The 16,969-nt window shown below is 67.5% G+C and carries 19 protein-coding genes; 5 read left to right on the top strand and 14 right to left on the bottom strand.

Going from position 1 to position 16,969, the window contains the following annotated elements; translation table 11 throughout:
• Nucleotides 1-94: 94 nt before the first annotated feature.
• Together N5I32_RS14055 and deoD are read left to right on the top strand one after the other, a co-directional pair.
• On the top strand, nt 95-2,062 hold the full coding sequence (locus tag N5I32_RS14055; RefSeq protein WP_261496504.1) for a protein meaA: 1,968 nt from the start codon (nt 95-97) through the stop codon (nt 2,060-2,062).
• A 92-nt stretch (nt 2,063-2,154) separates the two neighbouring features.
• Nucleotides 2,155-2,859: a purine-nucleoside phosphorylase gene (gene deoD, locus N5I32_RS14050; protein ID WP_261496503.1), complete on the top strand. Its 705-nt coding sequence runs from the start codon at nt 2,155-2,157 to the stop codon at nt 2,857-2,859.
• Here the strand turns inward: deoD and N5I32_RS14045 are convergent.
• Entirely contained in the window at nt 2,856-3,725 is an 870-nt protein-coding gene (locus N5I32_RS14045) for a LysR family transcriptional regulator (protein ID WP_261496502.1), read from the bottom strand. The two genes, deoD and N5I32_RS14045, sit on opposite strands and share 4 nt — an antisense overlap.
• 95 nt (nt 3,726-3,820) lie before the next feature.
• Between N5I32_RS14045 and glyA the strand changes: the two genes are divergently transcribed.
• Complete coding sequence (gene glyA / locus N5I32_RS14040) at nt 3,821-5,140, top strand: serine hydroxymethyltransferase (protein ID WP_261496501.1); 1,320 nt, start codon at nt 3,821-3,823, stop codon at nt 5,138-5,140.
• On the opposite strand, the gene N5I32_RS14035 is transcribed toward glyA, so the two are convergent.
• From N5I32_RS14035 to N5I32_RS13980, 12 genes are all read right to left on the bottom strand, one after another.
• Nucleotides 5,137-5,409 (bottom strand): hypothetical protein, encoded by a 273-nt coding sequence (locus N5I32_RS14035; protein ID WP_261496500.1) that lies wholly within the window; start codon nt 5,407-5,409, stop codon nt 5,137-5,139. The genes glyA and N5I32_RS14035 overlap by 4 nt on opposite strands.
• A gap of 36 nt (nt 5,410-5,445) precedes the next feature.
• Entirely contained in the window at nt 5,446-6,603 is a 1,158-nt protein-coding gene (locus tag N5I32_RS14030; protein ID WP_261496499.1) for a WD40/YVTN/BNR-like repeat-containing protein, read from the bottom strand.
• Nucleotides 6,604-6,695: 92 nt separating this feature from the next.
• Nucleotides 6,696-7,472 carry a succinate dehydrogenase iron-sulfur subunit gene (locus N5I32_RS14025; protein WP_261496498.1) on the bottom strand — a complete coding sequence of 259 codons (777 nt, stop codon included), beginning with the start codon at nt 7,470-7,472 and terminating at the stop codon, nt 6,696-6,698.
• A gap of 3 nt (nt 7,473-7,475) precedes the next feature.
• A complete protein-coding gene (locus N5I32_RS14020) occupies nt 7,476-7,772 on the bottom strand; it encodes a hypothetical protein (RefSeq protein WP_261496497.1) in 297 nt (98 codons plus the stop codon).
• Entirely contained in the window at nt 7,772-8,290 is a 519-nt protein-coding gene (locus N5I32_RS14015; protein ID WP_261496496.1) for a hypothetical protein, read from the bottom strand. Before N5I32_RS14015 ends, N5I32_RS14020 begins: the two co-directional genes overlap by 1 nt.
• The gene (gene sdhA / locus N5I32_RS14010; protein WP_261496495.1) at nt 8,290-10,092 is read right to left on the bottom strand and encodes a succinate dehydrogenase flavoprotein subunit; all 1,803 of its coding nucleotides are present in this window, start codon (nt 10,090-10,092) and stop codon (nt 8,290-8,292) included. Before sdhA ends, N5I32_RS14015 begins: the two co-directional genes overlap by 1 nt.
• A gap of 9 nt (nt 10,093-10,101) precedes the next feature.
• Nucleotides 10,102-10,473 carry a succinate dehydrogenase, hydrophobic membrane anchor protein gene (sdhD, locus tag N5I32_RS14005; RefSeq protein WP_261496494.1) on the bottom strand — a complete coding sequence of 124 codons (372 nt, stop codon included), beginning with the start codon at nt 10,471-10,473 and terminating at the stop codon, nt 10,102-10,104.
• Between the two features lie 11 nt (nt 10,474-10,484).
• Entirely contained in the window at nt 10,485-10,868 is a 384-nt protein-coding gene (gene sdhC / locus N5I32_RS14000) for a succinate dehydrogenase, cytochrome b556 subunit (protein WP_261496493.1), read from the bottom strand.
• Between the two features lie 172 nt (nt 10,869-11,040).
• Entirely contained in the window at nt 11,041-11,724 is a 684-nt protein-coding gene (locus tag N5I32_RS13995; protein ID WP_261496492.1) for a DUF1194 domain-containing protein, read from the bottom strand.
• Nucleotides 11,725-11,784: 60 nt separating this feature from the next.
• Entirely contained in the window at nt 11,785-12,438 is a 654-nt protein-coding gene (locus N5I32_RS13990; protein ID WP_261496491.1) for a TorF family putative porin, read from the bottom strand.
• A gap of 74 nt (nt 12,439-12,512) precedes the next feature.
• Nucleotides 12,513-13,544, bottom strand: coding sequence for a MaoC family dehydratase (locus N5I32_RS13985; RefSeq protein WP_261496490.1), 1,032 nt, complete (start codon nt 13,542-13,544; stop codon nt 12,513-12,515).
• On the bottom strand, nt 13,541-14,440 hold the full coding sequence (locus tag N5I32_RS13980; protein WP_261496489.1) for an HpcH/HpaI aldolase/citrate lyase family protein: 900 nt from the start codon (nt 14,438-14,440) through the stop codon (nt 13,541-13,543). The genes N5I32_RS13985 and N5I32_RS13980 overlap by 4 nt, the downstream gene beginning before the upstream one ends.
• 215 nt (nt 14,441-14,655) lie before the next feature.
• Here N5I32_RS13980 and N5I32_RS13975 point away from each other — a divergent pair, with 215 nt between their 5' ends.
• The gene (locus N5I32_RS13975; protein WP_369414316.1) at nt 14,656-15,048 is read left to right on the top strand and encodes a hypothetical protein; all 393 of its coding nucleotides are present in this window, start codon (nt 14,656-14,658) and stop codon (nt 15,046-15,048) included.
• On the opposite strand, the gene N5I32_RS13970 is transcribed toward N5I32_RS13975, so the two are convergent.
• Entirely contained in the window at nt 14,982-15,722 is a 741-nt protein-coding gene (locus N5I32_RS13970) for a sulfite exporter TauE/SafE family protein (protein ID WP_261496488.1), read from the bottom strand. The two genes, N5I32_RS13975 and N5I32_RS13970, sit on opposite strands and share 67 nt — an antisense overlap.
• Before the next feature lie 147 nt (nt 15,723-15,869).
• On the opposite strand from N5I32_RS13970, the gene mdh reads away from it, so the two are divergent.
• A complete protein-coding gene (gene mdh, locus N5I32_RS13965; protein ID WP_261496487.1) occupies nt 15,870-16,832 on the top strand; it encodes a malate dehydrogenase in 963 nt (320 codons plus the stop codon).
• Nucleotides 16,833-16,969 lie beyond the last annotated feature (137 nt).

Genomic DNA, 16,969 nt, shown 5'->3' with positions numbered 1-16,969 from the left:
GGATGCCGCAACGCAGCGAATTGACAAGGTCAGGAAGTGTCGCCTATCTCTGCATCTGCGAAATAAAGTTACGCGCGCGATTCAGGAGGCCGTCATGACCGAGGCGACACGCGACAAGCCATGGCTTTTCCGCACCTACGCGGGCCACTCGACCGCCGAGAAGTCGAACGCGCTTTACCGCGCCAACCTTGCCAAGGGACAGACGGGCCTTTCCGTCGCCTTCGACCTGCCGACACAGACGGGCTATGACAGCGACCACGAGCTTGCCCGGGGCGAGGTCGGCAAGGTCGGCGTCCCGGTCTGCCACCTGGGCGACATGCGTGCGCTTTTCCAAGGGATCCCGCTGGAGGAGATGAACACCTCCATGACCATCAACGCGACCGCGCCCTGGCTTCTGGCGCTTTATGTGGCGGTGGCCGAGGAACAGGGCGCGGATGTTCGAAAACTGCAAGGAACGGTGCAGAACGACATCATCAAGGAATATCTCAGTCGCGGAACCTATATCTGCCCGCCGAAGCCCTCGCTGCGGATGATCACCGACGTGGCCGCCTATACAGCCGGGCACCTGCCGAAATGGAACCCGATGAACGTCTGTTCCTACCACCTGCAGGAAGCCGGCGCGACGCCCGAGCAGGAGCTGGCCTTCGCGCTGGCAACCGGCATCGCGGTGCTCGACGACCTGAAGGGAAAGGTGGCGGCGGCCGACTTTCCGGCTATGGTCGGCCGCATCTCCTTCTTCGTGAACGCGGGCATCCGCTTCGTCACAGAGATGTGCAAGATGCGCGCCTTCGCCGAGCTTTGGGACGAGATCTGCCGCGACCGCTACGGGATCGAGGAGGAGAAATACCGCCGCTTCCGCTATGGCGTGCAGGTCAACTCGCTTGGCCTGACCGAACAGCAGCCGGAGAACAACGTCTACCGCATCCTTCTGGAGATGCTTGCGGTGACGCTCTCGAAGAATGCGCGCGCCCGCGCCGTGCAGCTTCCCGCCTGGAACGAGGCGCTGGGGCTGCCACGGCCGTGGGACCAGCAATGGTCGCTCCGGATGCAGCAGATCCTCGCCTACGAAACCGACCTTCTCGAATACGGCGACCTTTTCGACGGCAGCCCCGTGGTCGCGGCCCGGGTCGAGGCGCTGAAACAGGGCGCGCGGTCGGAACTCGAGACGCTGGACGGCATGGGGGGCGCAATCGCCGCGATCGACTACATGAAGGGCCGCCTTGTCGAGGCCAATGCAGAGCGGCTGAGCCGGATCGAGGCGGGCGAGACCGTCGTCGTCGGCGTCAACCGCTGGCAGGCGGGCGAGGCCTCGCCTCTGACCGCGGGCGACGGCGCTATCCTGACCGTCGATCCGGCGGTCGAGGCCGAACAGATCGGGCGCCTGAACGCCTGGCGGCAGGCCCGCGACCCGCGCGCCGTCGAGGCGGCGCTGGCCGCGCTCCGCCGCGCGGCGGCGGAGGGGCGCAACATCATGCCCCCCTCGATTGCCTGCGCGAAGGCGGGGGTCACCACCGGCGAATGGGCCGGCGTCCTGCGCGCCGTGCACGGCGAGTATCGTGGCCCTACCGGGGTCGCGCGGGCGCCGTCAAACCGCACCGAGGGGCTCGACGATCTGCGCGCCGCCGTCGATGCGGTCTCCACCCGCCTCGGGCGGCGGCTGAAGTTCGTCGTCGGCAAACCGGGACTTGACGGCCATTCGAACGGCGCCGAGCAGATCGCCGCACGCGCCCGCGACTGCGGCATGGACATCCACTACGAGGGCATCCGCCTGACGCCGGCGCAGATCGTCGCCGCGGCCGAAAGCGAGGGCGCGCATGTGGTCGGCCTGTCGATCCTGTCGGGCAGTCACCTGCCGCTGGTGGCCGAGGTGATGGATCGGATGCGGGCGGCCGGCCTGGGCCGGGTGCCGGTCGTCGTCGGCGGGATCATCCCCGACGAAGACGGCGCGGCGCTTTCGGCCATGGGCGTCGCAAGGGTCTACACGCCCAAGGATTTCCAGCTGAACCGGATCATGGGCGACATCGTCGGCCTTGCCGAGCCGAAGGCAGAGGCGGCGGAGTAGGACCTTCCTGCGGCCGGCGCGCTCAAGTTCGGTCTTGCTGCGGAACCCGCGGGCGTTACCATGTGGCCCGACCCGCAACCGAGAGACACCGCATGACCCCGCATATCGGCGCCAAGCCCGGCGACATCGCCGAAACCGTCCTGATGCCCGGCGATCCGCGCCGCGCCCGCTGGGCGGCGGAAACGTTCCTGACCGATCCCGTCTGCGTCAACGAGGTGCGGGGGATGCTGGGATTCACCGGCACCTGGAAGGGCCATCGGGTGACGATCCACGGCTCCGGCATGGGGATGCCGTCGCTGTCGATCTACGCGAACGAACTGATCCGCGAATACGGCGCGAAGACGCTGATCCGGATCGGATCGGCCGGCGCGATGCTGGACCGCGTCAAGGTGCGCGACATCGTCATCGCCATGACCGCCTCGACCATGTCCACCCCCTCGCGCGGGTTCTTCCGGGAGATGCAGTTCGCGCCCTGCGCCGATTACGGCCTGCTGGAAAAGGCCGTCGCGGCAGCCCGCGCGAACGGGACGCCCACGCATGTCGGCGGCATCTATTCGGCCGATGTCTTCTACGATGAACGCCCCGACCTGAACGAGGTGCTGGCCCGCCACGGCACGCTCTGCGTCGAGATGGAGGCGGCGGAGCTTTACACGGTCGCCGCCCGTCTCGGCGCACGGGCGCTGGCGATCCTGACCATCTCCGATCACCTGATCACGCATGAGGCGTTGCCGGCCGAAGACCGCGAACGCAGCTTCGGCACCATGGTGGAAATCGCGCTTCAGGCGGCCTTTTCCTAGGCCGAAAGCCAGTCCGCGACCCGCGCCGCGGCGGAACCGGGGCGCAGCGGGCGCGCGGACCACAGGCGCAGCGTGCGCCGGAGCCTGCGTCTGGCGCCGAAGGGGGCCACCAGCGCCCCGGTGGCGAGCTGCTGCGCGACCAGCGGTTCGTGACCGACAAGCACCCCTGCCCCGTTCACCGTTTCCTCGACCGCGAGCGCGTAGAGCGAAAAGACCGGCCCGCGCGGGGCAAACGACCAACCGGGTGCGGCGACCTCGGCCCAAAGCTGCCAGTCATCGGCCCAGACGGCATCGGACAGGCACGGCACCTGCGCCAGATCGCGCGGATGGACGAGGTCGGCGGCCAGTTGCGGCGCGCAGACGGGAAAGATCTCGTCCGCGCTGACAAGCCGGCCAAGGTTGTCCTCGCGGAAGAAGAGGTTGAGGTCGAAGGGCGCGCGCTTGAGGTCCGGCGGCGCCTCCATCGCTGTGATGGAAACGGCGATTTCCGGCGCGGCGGCCCGGATCGCGGGCAGTCGCGGGGACAGCCAAAGCTGTGCGATGGCGGGCAAGGTCGCGATATGGACCTGCCGTGGCGCCGCTTCAGCCCGAAGCGTCTGCACCGCAAGCCCGAGCCGGTCGAACGCCTCGACGAAATCGGGCAGCACCCGCTGGCCCAGCGCGGTCAGCCGCACACCCCTGGCGTGACGCTCGAAGAGCGGCGCGCCCAGCGCCTCCTCCAGCGTCTTGACATGGGCGGTGATCGCGCCGGCGGTCACGCCCAGTTCCGTTGCCGCGGCAGCAAACCCGCCGAGGCGCGCGGCAGCTTCGAAAGCGCGAAGCGCATTCAGCGGAAGGCCCTTCAGGGGAGGCGGGGAAACCGGCATACCAGCCTCAGATTTTCTACGCCTAAGGTCTTGCAAATCTCATTTGCCCGCGCAAGCCCCACGGGTTCAGATGCCCCGGACTAAAGGAGGATTCGATGCCCCATCTAACCCCGCGTGACTGGGTGCCCGCGCCCTGCGAAACCCTGATCCAGCGCCATGCCGGCGAAACCGCGGCGCCGTCGGCCGAGGTCGCCCGCCGCATCGAACGGCTGGCCGAGGCGAACCGCCGCACCCACGACCGTGACTGCTTCAACCTCAACCCCGCGACAAACGTGATGAACCCGCGGGCAGAGGCGCTGTTGTCGGCGGGCCTCGGGTCGCGCCCCTCGCTTGGCTATCCGGGCGACAAGTACGAGATGGGGCTTGAGGCGATCGAGGAGATCGAGACCATTGCGGCCGAACTGGCGGCCGAGGTCTTTCGCGCGAAATACGCGGAACTGCGCGTCTTTTCGGGGGCCATGGCCAACCTTTACGGGTTCATGGCGCTGACGAAGCCGGGCGATCACATCATCGCGCCGCCCGCCACCGTCGGCGGCCACGTCACCCACCATGCGGCGGGGTGCGCGGGACTTTACGGCCTGGTCACGCACCCTGCGCCGGTCGATGCCGACGGCTACACCGTCGACCTTGACGCGCTGCGCGACCTCGCGCGGCGCGTGCGGCCCGTGCTCATCACCATCGGCGGGTCGCTCAACCTCTTTCCGCACCCCGTGCGCGACATCCGCGCCATCGCGGATGAGGTCGGCGCGCGCGTCCTTTTCGACGCGGCCCACCAGTGCGGCATCATCGCCGGCGGCCAGTGGGACGATCCGCTGGCCGAGGGCGCCGACCTGATGACCATGTCCACCTACAAAAGCCTGGGCGGACCAGCCGGGGGGCTGATCGTGACGAATGACGCCGGGATCGCGGAACGGCTGGACAGGATCGCCTTTCCGGGCATGACGGCGAACTTCGACGCGGGCCGGGTGGCGGCGCTGGCGATGACGCTGCTCGACTGGCGCGATCTTGGGGGCGCCTACGCGGGCAAGATGATCTCGGTCGCGCGGGCACTGGCCATGGCGTTGACGGCCGAGGGAATGCCGGTCTTTGCCTCGGCGCGCGGCGCGACCGCCTCGCACCAGTTCGCGCTTGAGGCGGCGGCCTTCGGGGGTGGGCAAACCGCCTCAAAGACGCTGCGCAAGGCCGGGTTCCTGGCCTGCGGCATCGGCCTTCCGATCCCCGAGGTGGCGGGCGACCTCAACGGCCTCAGGATCGGGACGCCCGAGCTTGTGCGGCGCGGCGTGACCGAGGCGGACGCCCCGGCCCTCGCCCGACTGATCGCGGCCGCGCTGAGGTCGAACGACCCCGAAAGCCTGGCGCCGGAAACCGCCGCGTTGCGCGCAGGCTTCCAGGGTTTGCACTACATTCGCGGCTAGGACGGGGAACCGCCGCTTCCCTTTCCCCCCGACTCGGACCTTCGCGCCTTCCTTAACGCGCGAAGGTCGAGCCACACCACCCCGGCGCCAAGGGGCACCATCCAGAACCCCAGCACGGGCAGGAAACCGAAGATCCCCCCGGCGATCAGCAGGAGCCCCAGCACCAGCCGAAGCCCCGGCGGAACCCTGCGGTTGACCTGCGCCAGCAACCTGCGGAGGCGGGGCTTCTGGCGCTGCCAGCCGTCCTTCAGAGACCGGATCAGGGGCATCTCGCCGTCCTCAACGCCCCGACCGCCCCGGCCCCCTCACGCACGATCCAGCGCCTCCACGGCCAGGATCGTGGGCAGGTGGCGGGCGACCTCGTGCCAGTTGTCGCCTTCATCGAAGCTCGCGAAGACCGAGCCGCTGTTGGTGCCGAAGTAGATCCCGGCGGGGTCGCGGGCGTCGCCGGACATCGCCTGCCGCAGCACCGTGAAGAAGCAACCCTGCTGCGGCAGCCCCGCGCGCATCGCCGCCCATGTCTGCCCGCCGTCGCGCGACCGCCAGACCGCGCAGGCGGCGTCTGGCGGAAAGCGGCCGGCCATGTCGCCGTTGAGCGGCAGCGTCCAGACCGTGTCGGGCTCGCGCGGATGCACACGTATCGGAAAGCCGAAGGTCGAGGGCAGGCCGGGGGTGATGTCGTCCCAGCTGCGCCCGCCATCGGCCGAGCGCCAGACACCGTGATGGTTCTGCTGGTAAAGCACATCGGCCTCTCCCGGCGCGCGCATCATGTTGTGCACGCAGTGCCCGGTCTCTCCGTCCCTGGGCGCGGCGGGATGGTCGTGATGGGCGCAGGCCTCGGCGTTGGACAGGCGGTTGCGGCGTTCCCAGGTCGCGCCTCCGTCCTCGGTCGCGAAAACGCCCGCCGCCGAAATGCCGATCCAGAGCTTTCGCGGATCGTCCGGGTCCGCCACGATGGTGTGCAGCACCAGACCCGCGGCGCCGGGTTGCCAGCTTCCGGCCGAGGGGTGATCGGAAAGCCCCTGGACGCGGGCCCAGGTCCGCCCGCCGTCCGCGCTTTCGAGAAGGCTTGCGGGCTTCGTTCCCGCATAAAGCCGCCCATGCGCCCGCCCCAGCGACCAGACCTGTGCAAAGTCCTTGCCGAAGGGGGGTTCCGCCGCCGTCCAGCCGATCATGGCCGCGAAGTCGGCGTCGTTCGCCGCCCAGTCGTCCATCTGGCCCGCGGTCAGCTTGCTGAGCTCCCAGCTTTGCCCGCCGTCCTCCGACCGCCAGACGCCCGCGCCGTGCCAGTCCCCGCCACCGCCCGCCCAGATCGTGCCGGTCTCGGCATCGCCCACGGCATGGTTGATCGGCCAGCCGTTGCAATGGGGGCCGGAGACCGACCAGCCGGTGCGGTCGTTGCCCCCCTCGATGAGGAAAAGCCCTTTCGTCGTGCCGACGAGAAGCGTGATGTTCCCGGACATTTCTGCCTCTCCCTGTTTGCGCAGGGACAGGCTAGCACGGAGCCGGAAAACGGCCTAGCGGCCGCTCACGGCCAGAGGCGATCCTCCGCCGCTCACACCACCCGCTCGACCATCATCTTCTTGATCTCGGCGATGGCCTTGGCCGGGTTCAGGCCCTTCGGGCAGGTCTTGGCGCAGTTCATGATCGTGTGGCAGCGGTAGAGCTTGAAGGGGTCCTCAAGCTCGTCCAGCCGCTCGCCCGTGGCCTCATCGCGCGAATCGATGATCCAGCGGTAGGCGTGGAGAAGGGCTGCCGGCCCGAGGTAGCGGTCCGAGTTCCACCAGTAGGACGGGCAGGAGGTGGAGCAGGAGGCGCACATCACGCATTCATAGAGCCCGTCGAGCTTCTTGCGGTCCTCGATCGACTGGCGCCATTCCTTCGCCGGCCGGTTCGTCTTGGTCTCCAGCCAGGGCATGATCGAGGCGTGCTGCGCGTAGAAATGCGTGAGGTCCGGGATCAGGTCCTTGACCACCGGCATGTGCGGCAGGGGATAGATCTTCACGTCGCCCTTAACCTCGTCGAGCCCGTAGATGCAGGCGAGCGTGTTGATCCCGTCGATGTTCATGGCACACGATCCGCAGATCCCCTCGCGGCAGGACCGGCGGAAGGTCAGCGTCGGGTCGACCTCGTTCTTGATCTTGATCAGCGCGTCCAGGACCATCGGCCCGCACTTGTCCATGTCGAGGAAATAGGTATCGACCCGCGGGTTCTCGCCGGTGTCGGGGTCCCAGCGGTAGATCTGGAACTTGCGGATGTTCCTGCCCTCGGGCTTCGGCCAGGTCTTGCCGACCCGGATCTTCGAATTCTTCGGAAGCGTGAACTGGACCATGGCTTATCCCTTCCAATCTCGGCGGGTGTAGAGCGGCTGGCGCGGTGGCTGGCCGGATTTCTGATAGACGCAGGCATCGTAAAGGGCGGACGGATCGCGGCCCTGAAGGTAATCGCTGGAGATCTCCAGCTCGAACTTGGAGGCCGGACCGCCCGAACCGGTGCCCAGCGCGACCATGCCACGCGGCCCTGCCGCCAGGCGCGCGCGGTCATAGCACGCCTCCTCGGCGCGTTCGACCGACATCGGACCACAGGCCGCAAGGGCAAGGCACAGTGGCAGAAGGGCCGTGGCAGGGTGCATCAGTCCGTCCTCAGCGAGGCGCGGATGCTGGAGCCGTCCTGAAGGAACAGGAGCGCGCGTTCCTGCTCTGCCCGCGTCAGAGTCTGCCACAGTTCCGCATCCCCCGGCAGCAGCGGATAGGACGTCGGCAACGGCAGCTTGCCGGCCGCGGGTTTCACGTATGGCGCAGGCGCGGACGGCACGGGCGCAATCGTCACCTCGACCAGCGAGGAACCGCGATAAGCGTCCCCCCCGGAGAGGACGTTCGCCCCCTCGCGCTCCGGCGTCGGCACCGCCACGGTCACCTCGCGCGCGAGCGCGGGCGCGCCGGCCCGCTCAAGGCAGGCGTTGATCGCCTCGGCCTCCGCCGCCGTCGCTGCAACCGGACCGGTGGCGCCCGAGGCCTGCAGGCGCGCCGCGCGCACCGTCAGTCCCGACTGCGCACTGCAAAGCGCGATCGGCCCGCCCGGAACGGTCTGGGTTTCGCAGGCGGCGAGCGCTAGCGAAGCCATGACAGTCATCAGTGCGGGCCCGCGCATCAGTAGACCCTCGCCTTCGGCGCAATCTTCTTCGGGTCGATCCCGCCCTGTTCGGGCTTGGTCAGCGGCTCCAGATGCACAGGACGGTATCCCAGAGTCACCTTCGCACCGTCGACCCAGGCCAGCGAATGCTTGCGCCAGTTGGCGTCATCGCGGTTCGGCCAATCTTCATGCGCGTGCGCGCCCCGGCTTTCCTTGCGCGCCTCGGCAGCGGTGATGGTGGCCAGCGCATTCGGCATCAGGTTGGCGAGTTCCAGCGTCTCCATCAGGTCGGAGTTCCAGATCAGCGACCGGTCGGTGACCTTCAGGTCGTCCATCTTGGCGGCGACCTTGCCCATTTTCTCGACACCTTCGGCCAGAGTCTTGTCGGTGCGGAAGACGGCGGCATCCGCCTGCATGGTCTTCTGCATCTCAAGGCGCAAGTCGGCCGTCGCGACGTTGCCCTTGGCATGGCGCAACCCGTCGAAGCGTGCAAGCGCCCGGTCGACCTCGGCCTTGTTGACGGGAACGTTCGCCGCCCCGGGTTTCACGATCTGGCCCGCGCGAATGGCCGCGGCGCGGCCGAAAACCACAAGGTCGATCAGGCTGTTGGAGCCCAGGCGGTTGGCGCCATGGACGCTCGCGCAGCCTGCCTCGCCCACGGCCATCAGGCCGGGGAAGACGGCATCGGGGGCATCCGCCGTCGGGTTCAGCACCTCTCCCCAATAGTTCGTGGGGATGCCGCCCATGTTGTAGTGCACCGTCGGCAGCACCGGGATCGGCTCCTTCGTGACATCGACGCCCGAGAAGATGCGCGCCGACTCGGTGATGCCCGGCAGCCGTTCGTGCAACGTCGCGGGGGGGATATGGCTGAGGTTCAGGTGGATGTGGTCCTTGCCCTCGCCCACGCCGCGCCCCTCGCGGATCTCGATCGTCATGCAGCGGCTGACGACGTCGCGGCTGGCCAGATCCTTGTAGGTCGGCGCGTAGCGTTCCATGAACCGCTCGCCTTCCGAGTTGGTGAGGTATCCGCCCTCGCCCCGCGCGCCCTCGGTGATCAGCACGCCCGCGCCGTAGATGCCGGTCGGGTGGAACTGCACGAATTCCATGTCCTGCAAGGGCAGGCCGGCGCGCGCCACCATGCCGCCACCGTCGCCGGTGCAGGTGTGCGCGCTTGTCGCGCTGAAATAGGCCCGGCCATAGCCGCCGGTCGCCAGCACCACCATCTTGGCGTTGAAGACATGGATCGTGCCATCATCCAGCTTCCAGGCCACCACGCCGGTGCAGGCGCCGTCGGTGATGATGAGGTCAATGGCGAAGTATTCGATGAAGAACTCTGCCTTTTCCTTCAGGCTCTGGCCGTAAAGGGTGTGCAGGATCGCGTGGCCGGTGCGGTCGGCAGCAGCGCAGGTGCGCTGCACCGGGGGGCCTTCGCCGAATTCGGTCGTGTGGCCGCCGAAGGGGCGTTGGTAGATCTTGCCTTCCTCGGTCCGGCTGAAGGGCACGCCATAGTGCTCAAGCTCGTAAACCGCCTTCGGCGCCTCGCGCGCGAGGTATTCCATCGCGTCGGTGTCGCCCAGCCAGTCGGAGCCCTTGACCGTGTCATACATGTGCCACTGCCAGTGGTCGGGCCCCATGTTCGAGAGCGAGGCGGCAATCCCGCCCTGCGCGGCAACCGTGTGGGACCGCGTCGGAAAAACCTTGGTCACGCAGGCCGTCCTCAGCCCCTGTTCGGCCATGCCGAGCGTCGCGCGCAGGCCCGCACCGCCCGCGCCCACGACCACGACGTCATATTCGTGAACTTCAAAAGGATAAGCAGTCATCGTCGTTCCTCAGAGCGCAAGCCGGATCAGCGCGAAAAGCCCGGTGGCCATCAGCGCATAGGACAGGCACACCGTGCCCACGATCAGCGCCTTGCGGGTGAACCCGTGGGCGTAGTCCTCGATCATCACCTGCGCCCCGTTCTTGAAGTGGGTCAGCCCCACGACCAGCGTCAGTGCCGCCACGATCGCCGGGAAGGGACGGCTGTAGTAGGCCACCACCTCTTCGTGCGGGGCGCCGAGGATGCAACCGAAGGTGAAGATGAACAGAGGGACAAGGATTGCCAGCCCGGCTGCCGACACCTGCATGTGCCAGTAATGCTCGGTTCCGCTTTTCGCCGAGCCGAGGCCTGCGGCGCGCTTGCGGTCGGTCATGTATCTCATCGCCCGCCCCCTCAGAGAATGATGACTGTGATCACGGTCAGGACGACCGAGCCGATGATGCAGGCCCAGCCGAGCTTTTCCGCGGTGGGAATGTCGAGGCCGCGGCCGCTGTCGTAGTAGAGGTGCCGGAGCCCGGCGAGGAAGTGGTACCAGACCGCCCAGATGGATCCGAGGAAGACCAGCTTTCCGAACCAGGACCGGACGACCGCATCGGCCAGCACGAAATAGTCGGGCCCCGTGGCCGCCGCCAGCAGCCACCACACCACCAGGATCGTCGCCACGATCAGCGCATTGCCGGTGATGCGGGTCAGGATCGAAGTGATCGAGGTCAGTTGCGGGCGGTAGATCTGCAAATGCGGTGAAAGCGGACGATTGCCCTGGTTTGCCTCTGCCATGGTCGGTCCTTTCGGAGTGCGTCGCGCGAATGCTGCGACATGAATAGCGAAAAAATCCGTCAAGTCACGCCGGACTTCACCGAAAAACGCACCCTTCGCCGCCGGTTCCGCCAGTTTTTCCAGTTTGTGATCACGCCGTTGCGATGTGTGATCACACGTTAGGGGCGCAAATTCAGGGCGATTCCAGCATCGACAGTTGCCGTTCCGTCTCGCGCCGGAGTTTCTCGCGCATCCGGTCGGGATAGTCGCGAAAGCTGTTGGCCACGACGACGAACGCCCCGGGGCCGAGGATCACGTTCTGCCAGTAATAGTCGCGCAGGCCCGACACGCCGTCCTCGATGACAAGAGCGTTCACCGTGATCCTGTCGCGCAGAAGGGTGTCCCGCAGGTCTCGCGGGTCGATGCCTTCGTTTGAAGGGCCGTCGCCCGACACGTCGATGACGCGCCGCTCGCAGTCCGGCACCTCGCCGAAGGTGGCGGCGGAATAAAGCAGCGCCTCGCCGATCGCGGTCGAGTAGATCGACCAGAGCCGGGGGGTGCCCTCGATCCTTTCGGCAAGGGCCGCCACATCGCCGGGCGAGGCGATTCGCGTCCAGGGCACGGAAACCGCCTGCCGCGTCGAGCCGGTCCACTGCACCAGCGTGAGGGCCGCGCGGTTGCGCACCAGCGCCTCGGCAACCTCCGGGTCGCTCAGGCCTTCGGCGAGACCGCGCATCTGGATCTCGTATTCCCGTTCGTCCACCGAGCCGGAGATGTCGACCGCCAGGACCAGCGCAAGATCGCATGCCCGCCCCGGCGCCGGGAGAAGCGACAGGGCGGTGGCGGCTGCGAGAAGTGCCGATCGGAACGGGCTCATGCGCGGCACGCTAGCACGCGGGATCGCGTTCGTCTGCGTCCAAGGCGCAGGTGCCCGCGTCTAGCGGCTGAGAAGCGTGAAGTCGAACGACACCGACGCGACGAACAGCGAATCCCCGTCCGACGTGTCATGGTAGCGAAGGTCAAGCGAGGTCGTGTCGTTGATCGTGTAGCCAACCCCGGCATCCCAGTAGTTGTGGGCCAGCAATTCATCGTGGCCGAAGCTGGCAGACACCGACCAGAGATCGTTGATCGCATAGGACGCGCCCAGCGCCGAGGCGAGCGCATTGGCATCCGGGTCATAGGCGAACACCGCCGAAACCTCGGTCTTTTCCCCCACCGGCAGGCCGAGCACCAGGTTGAATTCTCCGCAGCAGTCGCCCGTATCGTCGAAAGTGAACCGCGCATAGTTCACGTCGTAGCTGAAACCGCCCGAGGTCTCGCCGCGATAGCCGATGTAGTAGTCGACCTCATAGTCGTCGGTTCCGTCGGGGCCGAAGTCGACGTTGGACGCCCAGATGCCGGCGTAGAACCCCTTGTACTCCGCCTCCAGGTAGGGCTGGAGCGCGGGTCCGTCATCCGAGAAGGTGACGCCGCGGAAGACGTAGTTGGTGGTGGCGGTGACACCGCCGTAGACGTTGAAATCCTGGGCTGCCGCCAGCTGCGGCACCCCGATGGCCACCGCAACCACGGTGACCAGGCCATTGATTTTCATAATGTTCTCCCTTCCTTTCGGAAAGGCTAGCACGGCTCGCGATCACTCGGGCGTCACTCTGCTACACGTTCGTGTCACAGCGGCATGAGCGCCCAGTAGTCGAGATCCAGAAGGACGTCGGGCAGGTATTTCCCCAACGCGTCCCTGAGCGCGAAGGGCTCCGCGCCGTGGCGCGTGGCCACCAGGCGCAGGCGCAGCGCGCCGACGCCGGGGGCGCCGGTTTCGGCCTTGTCGAGCACCTCCGACCAGGCCCGCACGGTATCGCCGGCAAAGCAGGGGTTCGCATGCGCGCCCGCATTCAGCGCGACGATCGACTGCGCGTTCGCCAGCCCGTTGAAGGACAGCGCGCGCGCCAGACTGATGACATGCCCGCCGTAGATCAGCCGCTTGCCGTCCTCGCGCTGGGTCCGGTCGAAATGCACCTTCGCGGTGTTCTGCCACAGCCGCGTGGCCAGCATGTGCTCGGCCTCCTCAACGGTGACTCCGTCGACGTGGTCAATCCTTTCGCCCACCCGATAGTCGCCCCAGCGGTGCGGCTCACCCGCAAAAGTGAAGTCGTAATTGGAGAAATCGAGCCCTGCAGGCACGATCAACTCATCGGCGGGCACGAATTCTTTCACTTCCGGAACAATCGGCGCGGCTGCGGGGCTCTCTGCGCGATGCTTGCGGACCATCACCCAGCGGACGAATTCCAGTACCGGATCGCCATGCTGGTTCATGCCGCGCGTCCTGACCCAGACGACACCGGACTTGCCGTTTGAATTCTCCCTCAGCCCGATCACCGTGCTTTCCGACCGGATCGTGTCGCCCGGCAAGACCGGCCTCAGCCAGCGTCCCTCGGCATAGCCGAGATTGGCCACCGCGTTCAGCGAGATGTCGGGCACCGACTTGCCGAACACGGTGTGGAAGGTGATCAGATCGTCGAAAGGTGCCGCCAGAAGGCCCGAGGCGCGGGCGAATTCATCTGAGGAATGCAGCGCATGCCGTGCCGGATAAAGCGCGTGGTAAAGCGCCCGTTCCCCGCCCGACAGGGTGCGCGGGATGGCGTGGTCTATCACCTCGCCGACGCTGTAATCCTCGAAAAAGCGGCCCGGATTGGTCTTCATGCCCGCCCCTCCTGCCCGCCGGCGTCAGTGCGCGCGGGATCGCGCGCGATCGCCTCGGCCCGCGCCAGAACCTCGCGCGCGGTGGCCACGTGCAGGTTCTCGACGATGCGGCCATCGACGACGGCAACCCCCTGCCCGGCGGTCGCCGCCGCTTCGAAGGCGGCGATCTGGCGCCGGGCCAGGTCGATTTCCGCCTCCGAGGGCGCGAAGATCCGGTTGGCGATCTCGATCTGGGCAGGATGGATCAGGGTCTTGCCGTCGAAGCCCAGGTTGCGGCCCTGCTCGCATTCCGCGGCCAGCCCCGCCTCGTCCTTGAAGGCGTTGAAGACGCCGTCGACGATGGCTAGCCCACGGGCGCGCGCGGCCAGAAGGCAATGCTGGAGTGCCGTCATCAGTTCGGCCCGCCCAGGCTGGACCCGTGCCGACAACTCCTTGGCGAGGTCGTTCGTGCCCATGACCATGCCCTGAAGACGCGGATGCGCGGCGATCCCGGCAGCGTTGAGAACGCCCAGAGGCGTTTCCATCATCGCCCAGAGCGGACGGTCGGGCACCATCGCCGCCACCGCGTCAAGATCGGCCGGAGAGCCGACCTTGGGCACCAGGATCGCATCCGCGTCAACGTTTGCGAAGGCCGCCGCGTCAGCACGGCCCCAAGGCGTATCGAACCCGTTGATGCGCACGATCCTTAGCCGCCCACCATAGCCGCCTTCGTCCAGGACGCGTGCCAGGAGGGCGCGCGCATTCTCCTTCTCCTCTGCCGCGACAGCATCCTCGAGGTCGAAGATGATGGCGTCGGTTGGCAGGTCGCGGGCCTTTTCGAGCGCGCGTTCCCGGGAGCCGGGGATGTAGAGCACCGAGCGCAACGGACGACCGCGTGGGTCGATCAAGGGGGCCATGACGTCTCCTCGCAACAATCTTGCGCCAGACATGCCGATTTGGGCACAATCTTCAACCCCGGAAATGCCGCGGCGCAGAAAAAAGTGCGCTGCCGGCGCGCGAACGATGGCTTTACCCCGGCTTACCGGCTGGAAGCGAATGCTTCACCCGACAGAGGCCCCGGCAGCGGACCACCCCGGCCGCCACCGGCACGCCAGGAAAAGGGAATCAGTTCATGCAGAAACATCTTTTTGCCCTTTCGCTCGGCTTCGCGGGCGTGGTTCTTCTGGCCGCGGAGGCCCGGAGCCAGACGCCCCGCTGCGCCCCTCGCGAGGAAGTGATCGCACGGCTTGCGGAGACCTTCGGCGAAACACGCCGGGCGATCGGCCTGGTCCGGAACGTCGCGGTGGTCGAGCTTTTCGCCGCCGACGCCACACGGACCTGGACGATCACCGTCACCCATCCCGACGGCACCACCTGCCTTGTCGCCGCGGGCGAAGCCTATGAGCCGGTGCGAGGCGTTGCCCCCGGCGGGCCGGAACGGCTGAGCCGGCCCGTGCCTCAGGCGACGGCATCCCAGAGAAGCTTGACCGAGATCGCCAGCAGCGCCCAGGTCACGAGACGATAGAAAAGCGCTGTCGGGATCACCCGAACCAGTCGGATCCCCGCCAGCACCGCCACCGACGCAGGCACGGCCAGGACGGCCGCGACCTTCAGGTTTGCCGGCGACAGCTGGCCAAGGGCCCAATACGGCACCAGCTTGGCGGCGTTCACATAGGCGAAAAGAACCGTCGAAGTTCCTGCGAAGACCAGCTTTTCCAGCCGCAGCGGCAGGACGTAGACCTGGTAGGGCGGCGCGCCGGCGTGGCTGACGAAACTGGTGAATCCGGTCAGCGCGCCCCAGAACAGACCCGACGCCACCCGGGCGGGCCGCGCCGGCCCGTTCGGGGTCCCCCGCAGAATGAGGTTCAGCGCGAAGGCGGCACCGATCGCCCCCACAAGACCCGTCACCGCCCGTTCCGGCACCATCGCGGCGGTGGCCCAGCCAAGGCCGATGCCCACCGTCGCCGCCGGGGCCAGGATGGCGAGCACGCGCCGGTCGACCGCGCGCCGGTAGGCCCAGAGGCCGAACATGTCGGAGACGACGTAGACCGGCAGCAACAGCCCCGCCGCCGTCACCGGCGAGATGGCCAGCGACAGGACCGGCACCCCCAGCATGCCCACCGCCGGCAGCCCGCCCTTCGACAGACCGACGAAACAGGACGCCGCCACGGCGAGCAGCCAGAACCAGAATCCCTCCACGCGCGCCCCCTTTGTTGCGCCGCCTTCCTATCAATCCCGCCGCCCGGGAAAAAGCGGCACGTCGATGCCGCACCGCAGCAGGCTTGCGCGACGCGCCGGTTGCCGCTACCCAATGCCGCGTCATTCCACAGGAGCCGGAGACCCATCATGGCCAGACCGAAGATCGCGCTCATCGGCGCGGGACAGATCGGCGGGACGCTCGCCCATCTTGCCGCGATCAAGGAACTCGGGGACGTCGTCCTCTTCGACATCGCCGAGGGCACGCCGCAGGGCAAGGCGCTCGACATCGCCGAAAGCGGCCCGTCGGAGGGCTTTGATGGCGCCTTCCGGGGCACCAACTCCTACGAGGACATCGCAGGCGCCGATGTCTGCATCGTCACCGCCGGCGTCCCGCGCAAGCCGGGGATGAGCCGCGACGACCTTCTGGGCATCAACCTCAAGGTGATGAAGTCGGTGGGCGAGGGCATCCGGGCGAATGCGCCGAACGCCTTCGTGATCTGCATCACCAACCCGCTTGACGCGATGGTCTGGGCGCTGCGCGAATTCTCCGGCCTGCCGCACAACAAGGTCGTGGGCATGGCGGGCGTCCTCGATTCGGCGCGCTTCCGTCACTTCCTCAGCCTCGAGTTCGAGGTGTCGATGCGCGACGTCACCGCCTTTGTGCTGGGCGGCCACGGCGACACGATGGTGCCGCTGGTTCGCTATTCGACCGTCGCCGGCATCCCGCTGCCCGACCTGATCGAGATGGGCTGGACCACGCAGGAACGGATGGATGCCATCGTCCAGCGCACCCGTGACGGCGGTGCCGAGATCGTGGGGCTGCTGAAGACCGGTTCGGCCTTCTACGCGCCCGCGACCTCGGCCATCGAGATGGCCGAAAGCTACCTGAAGGACCAGAGGCGGCTTCTACCCTGCGCGGCCTACGTGGACGGCGCGCTTGGCCTCAAGGGCATGTATGTCGGCGTTCCCACCGTCATCGGCGCGAACGGGATCGAGCGGATCGTCGACATCCGGCTCACCAAGGACGAGCAGGCGATGTTCGACAAGTCGGTGGCCGCGGTGAACGGCCTTGTCGAGGCCTGCAAGGCCATCGACCCCAGCCTGGCCTGACCGGCCCTTCCGGCCGGGCGCCTCGCGCGCCCGGCCCTGGAAACACGGCGTCAGCGGTCCGGCGACACGGACGCGCGTCTTCCCCTTCCCCGGAACATCCGAAGCAGTTCATGGCGTCCGCCGAGTCGTCTCCTGCC

The organism is Albidovulum sediminis (assembly GCF_025380365.1).
Classification (GTDB): Bacteria; Pseudomonadota; Alphaproteobacteria; order Rhodobacterales; family Rhodobacteraceae; genus Albidovulum; species Albidovulum sediminis.
Note: the sequence above shows the minus strand (reverse complement) of the source record. Positions and strands in the feature narration are given on the sequence as shown.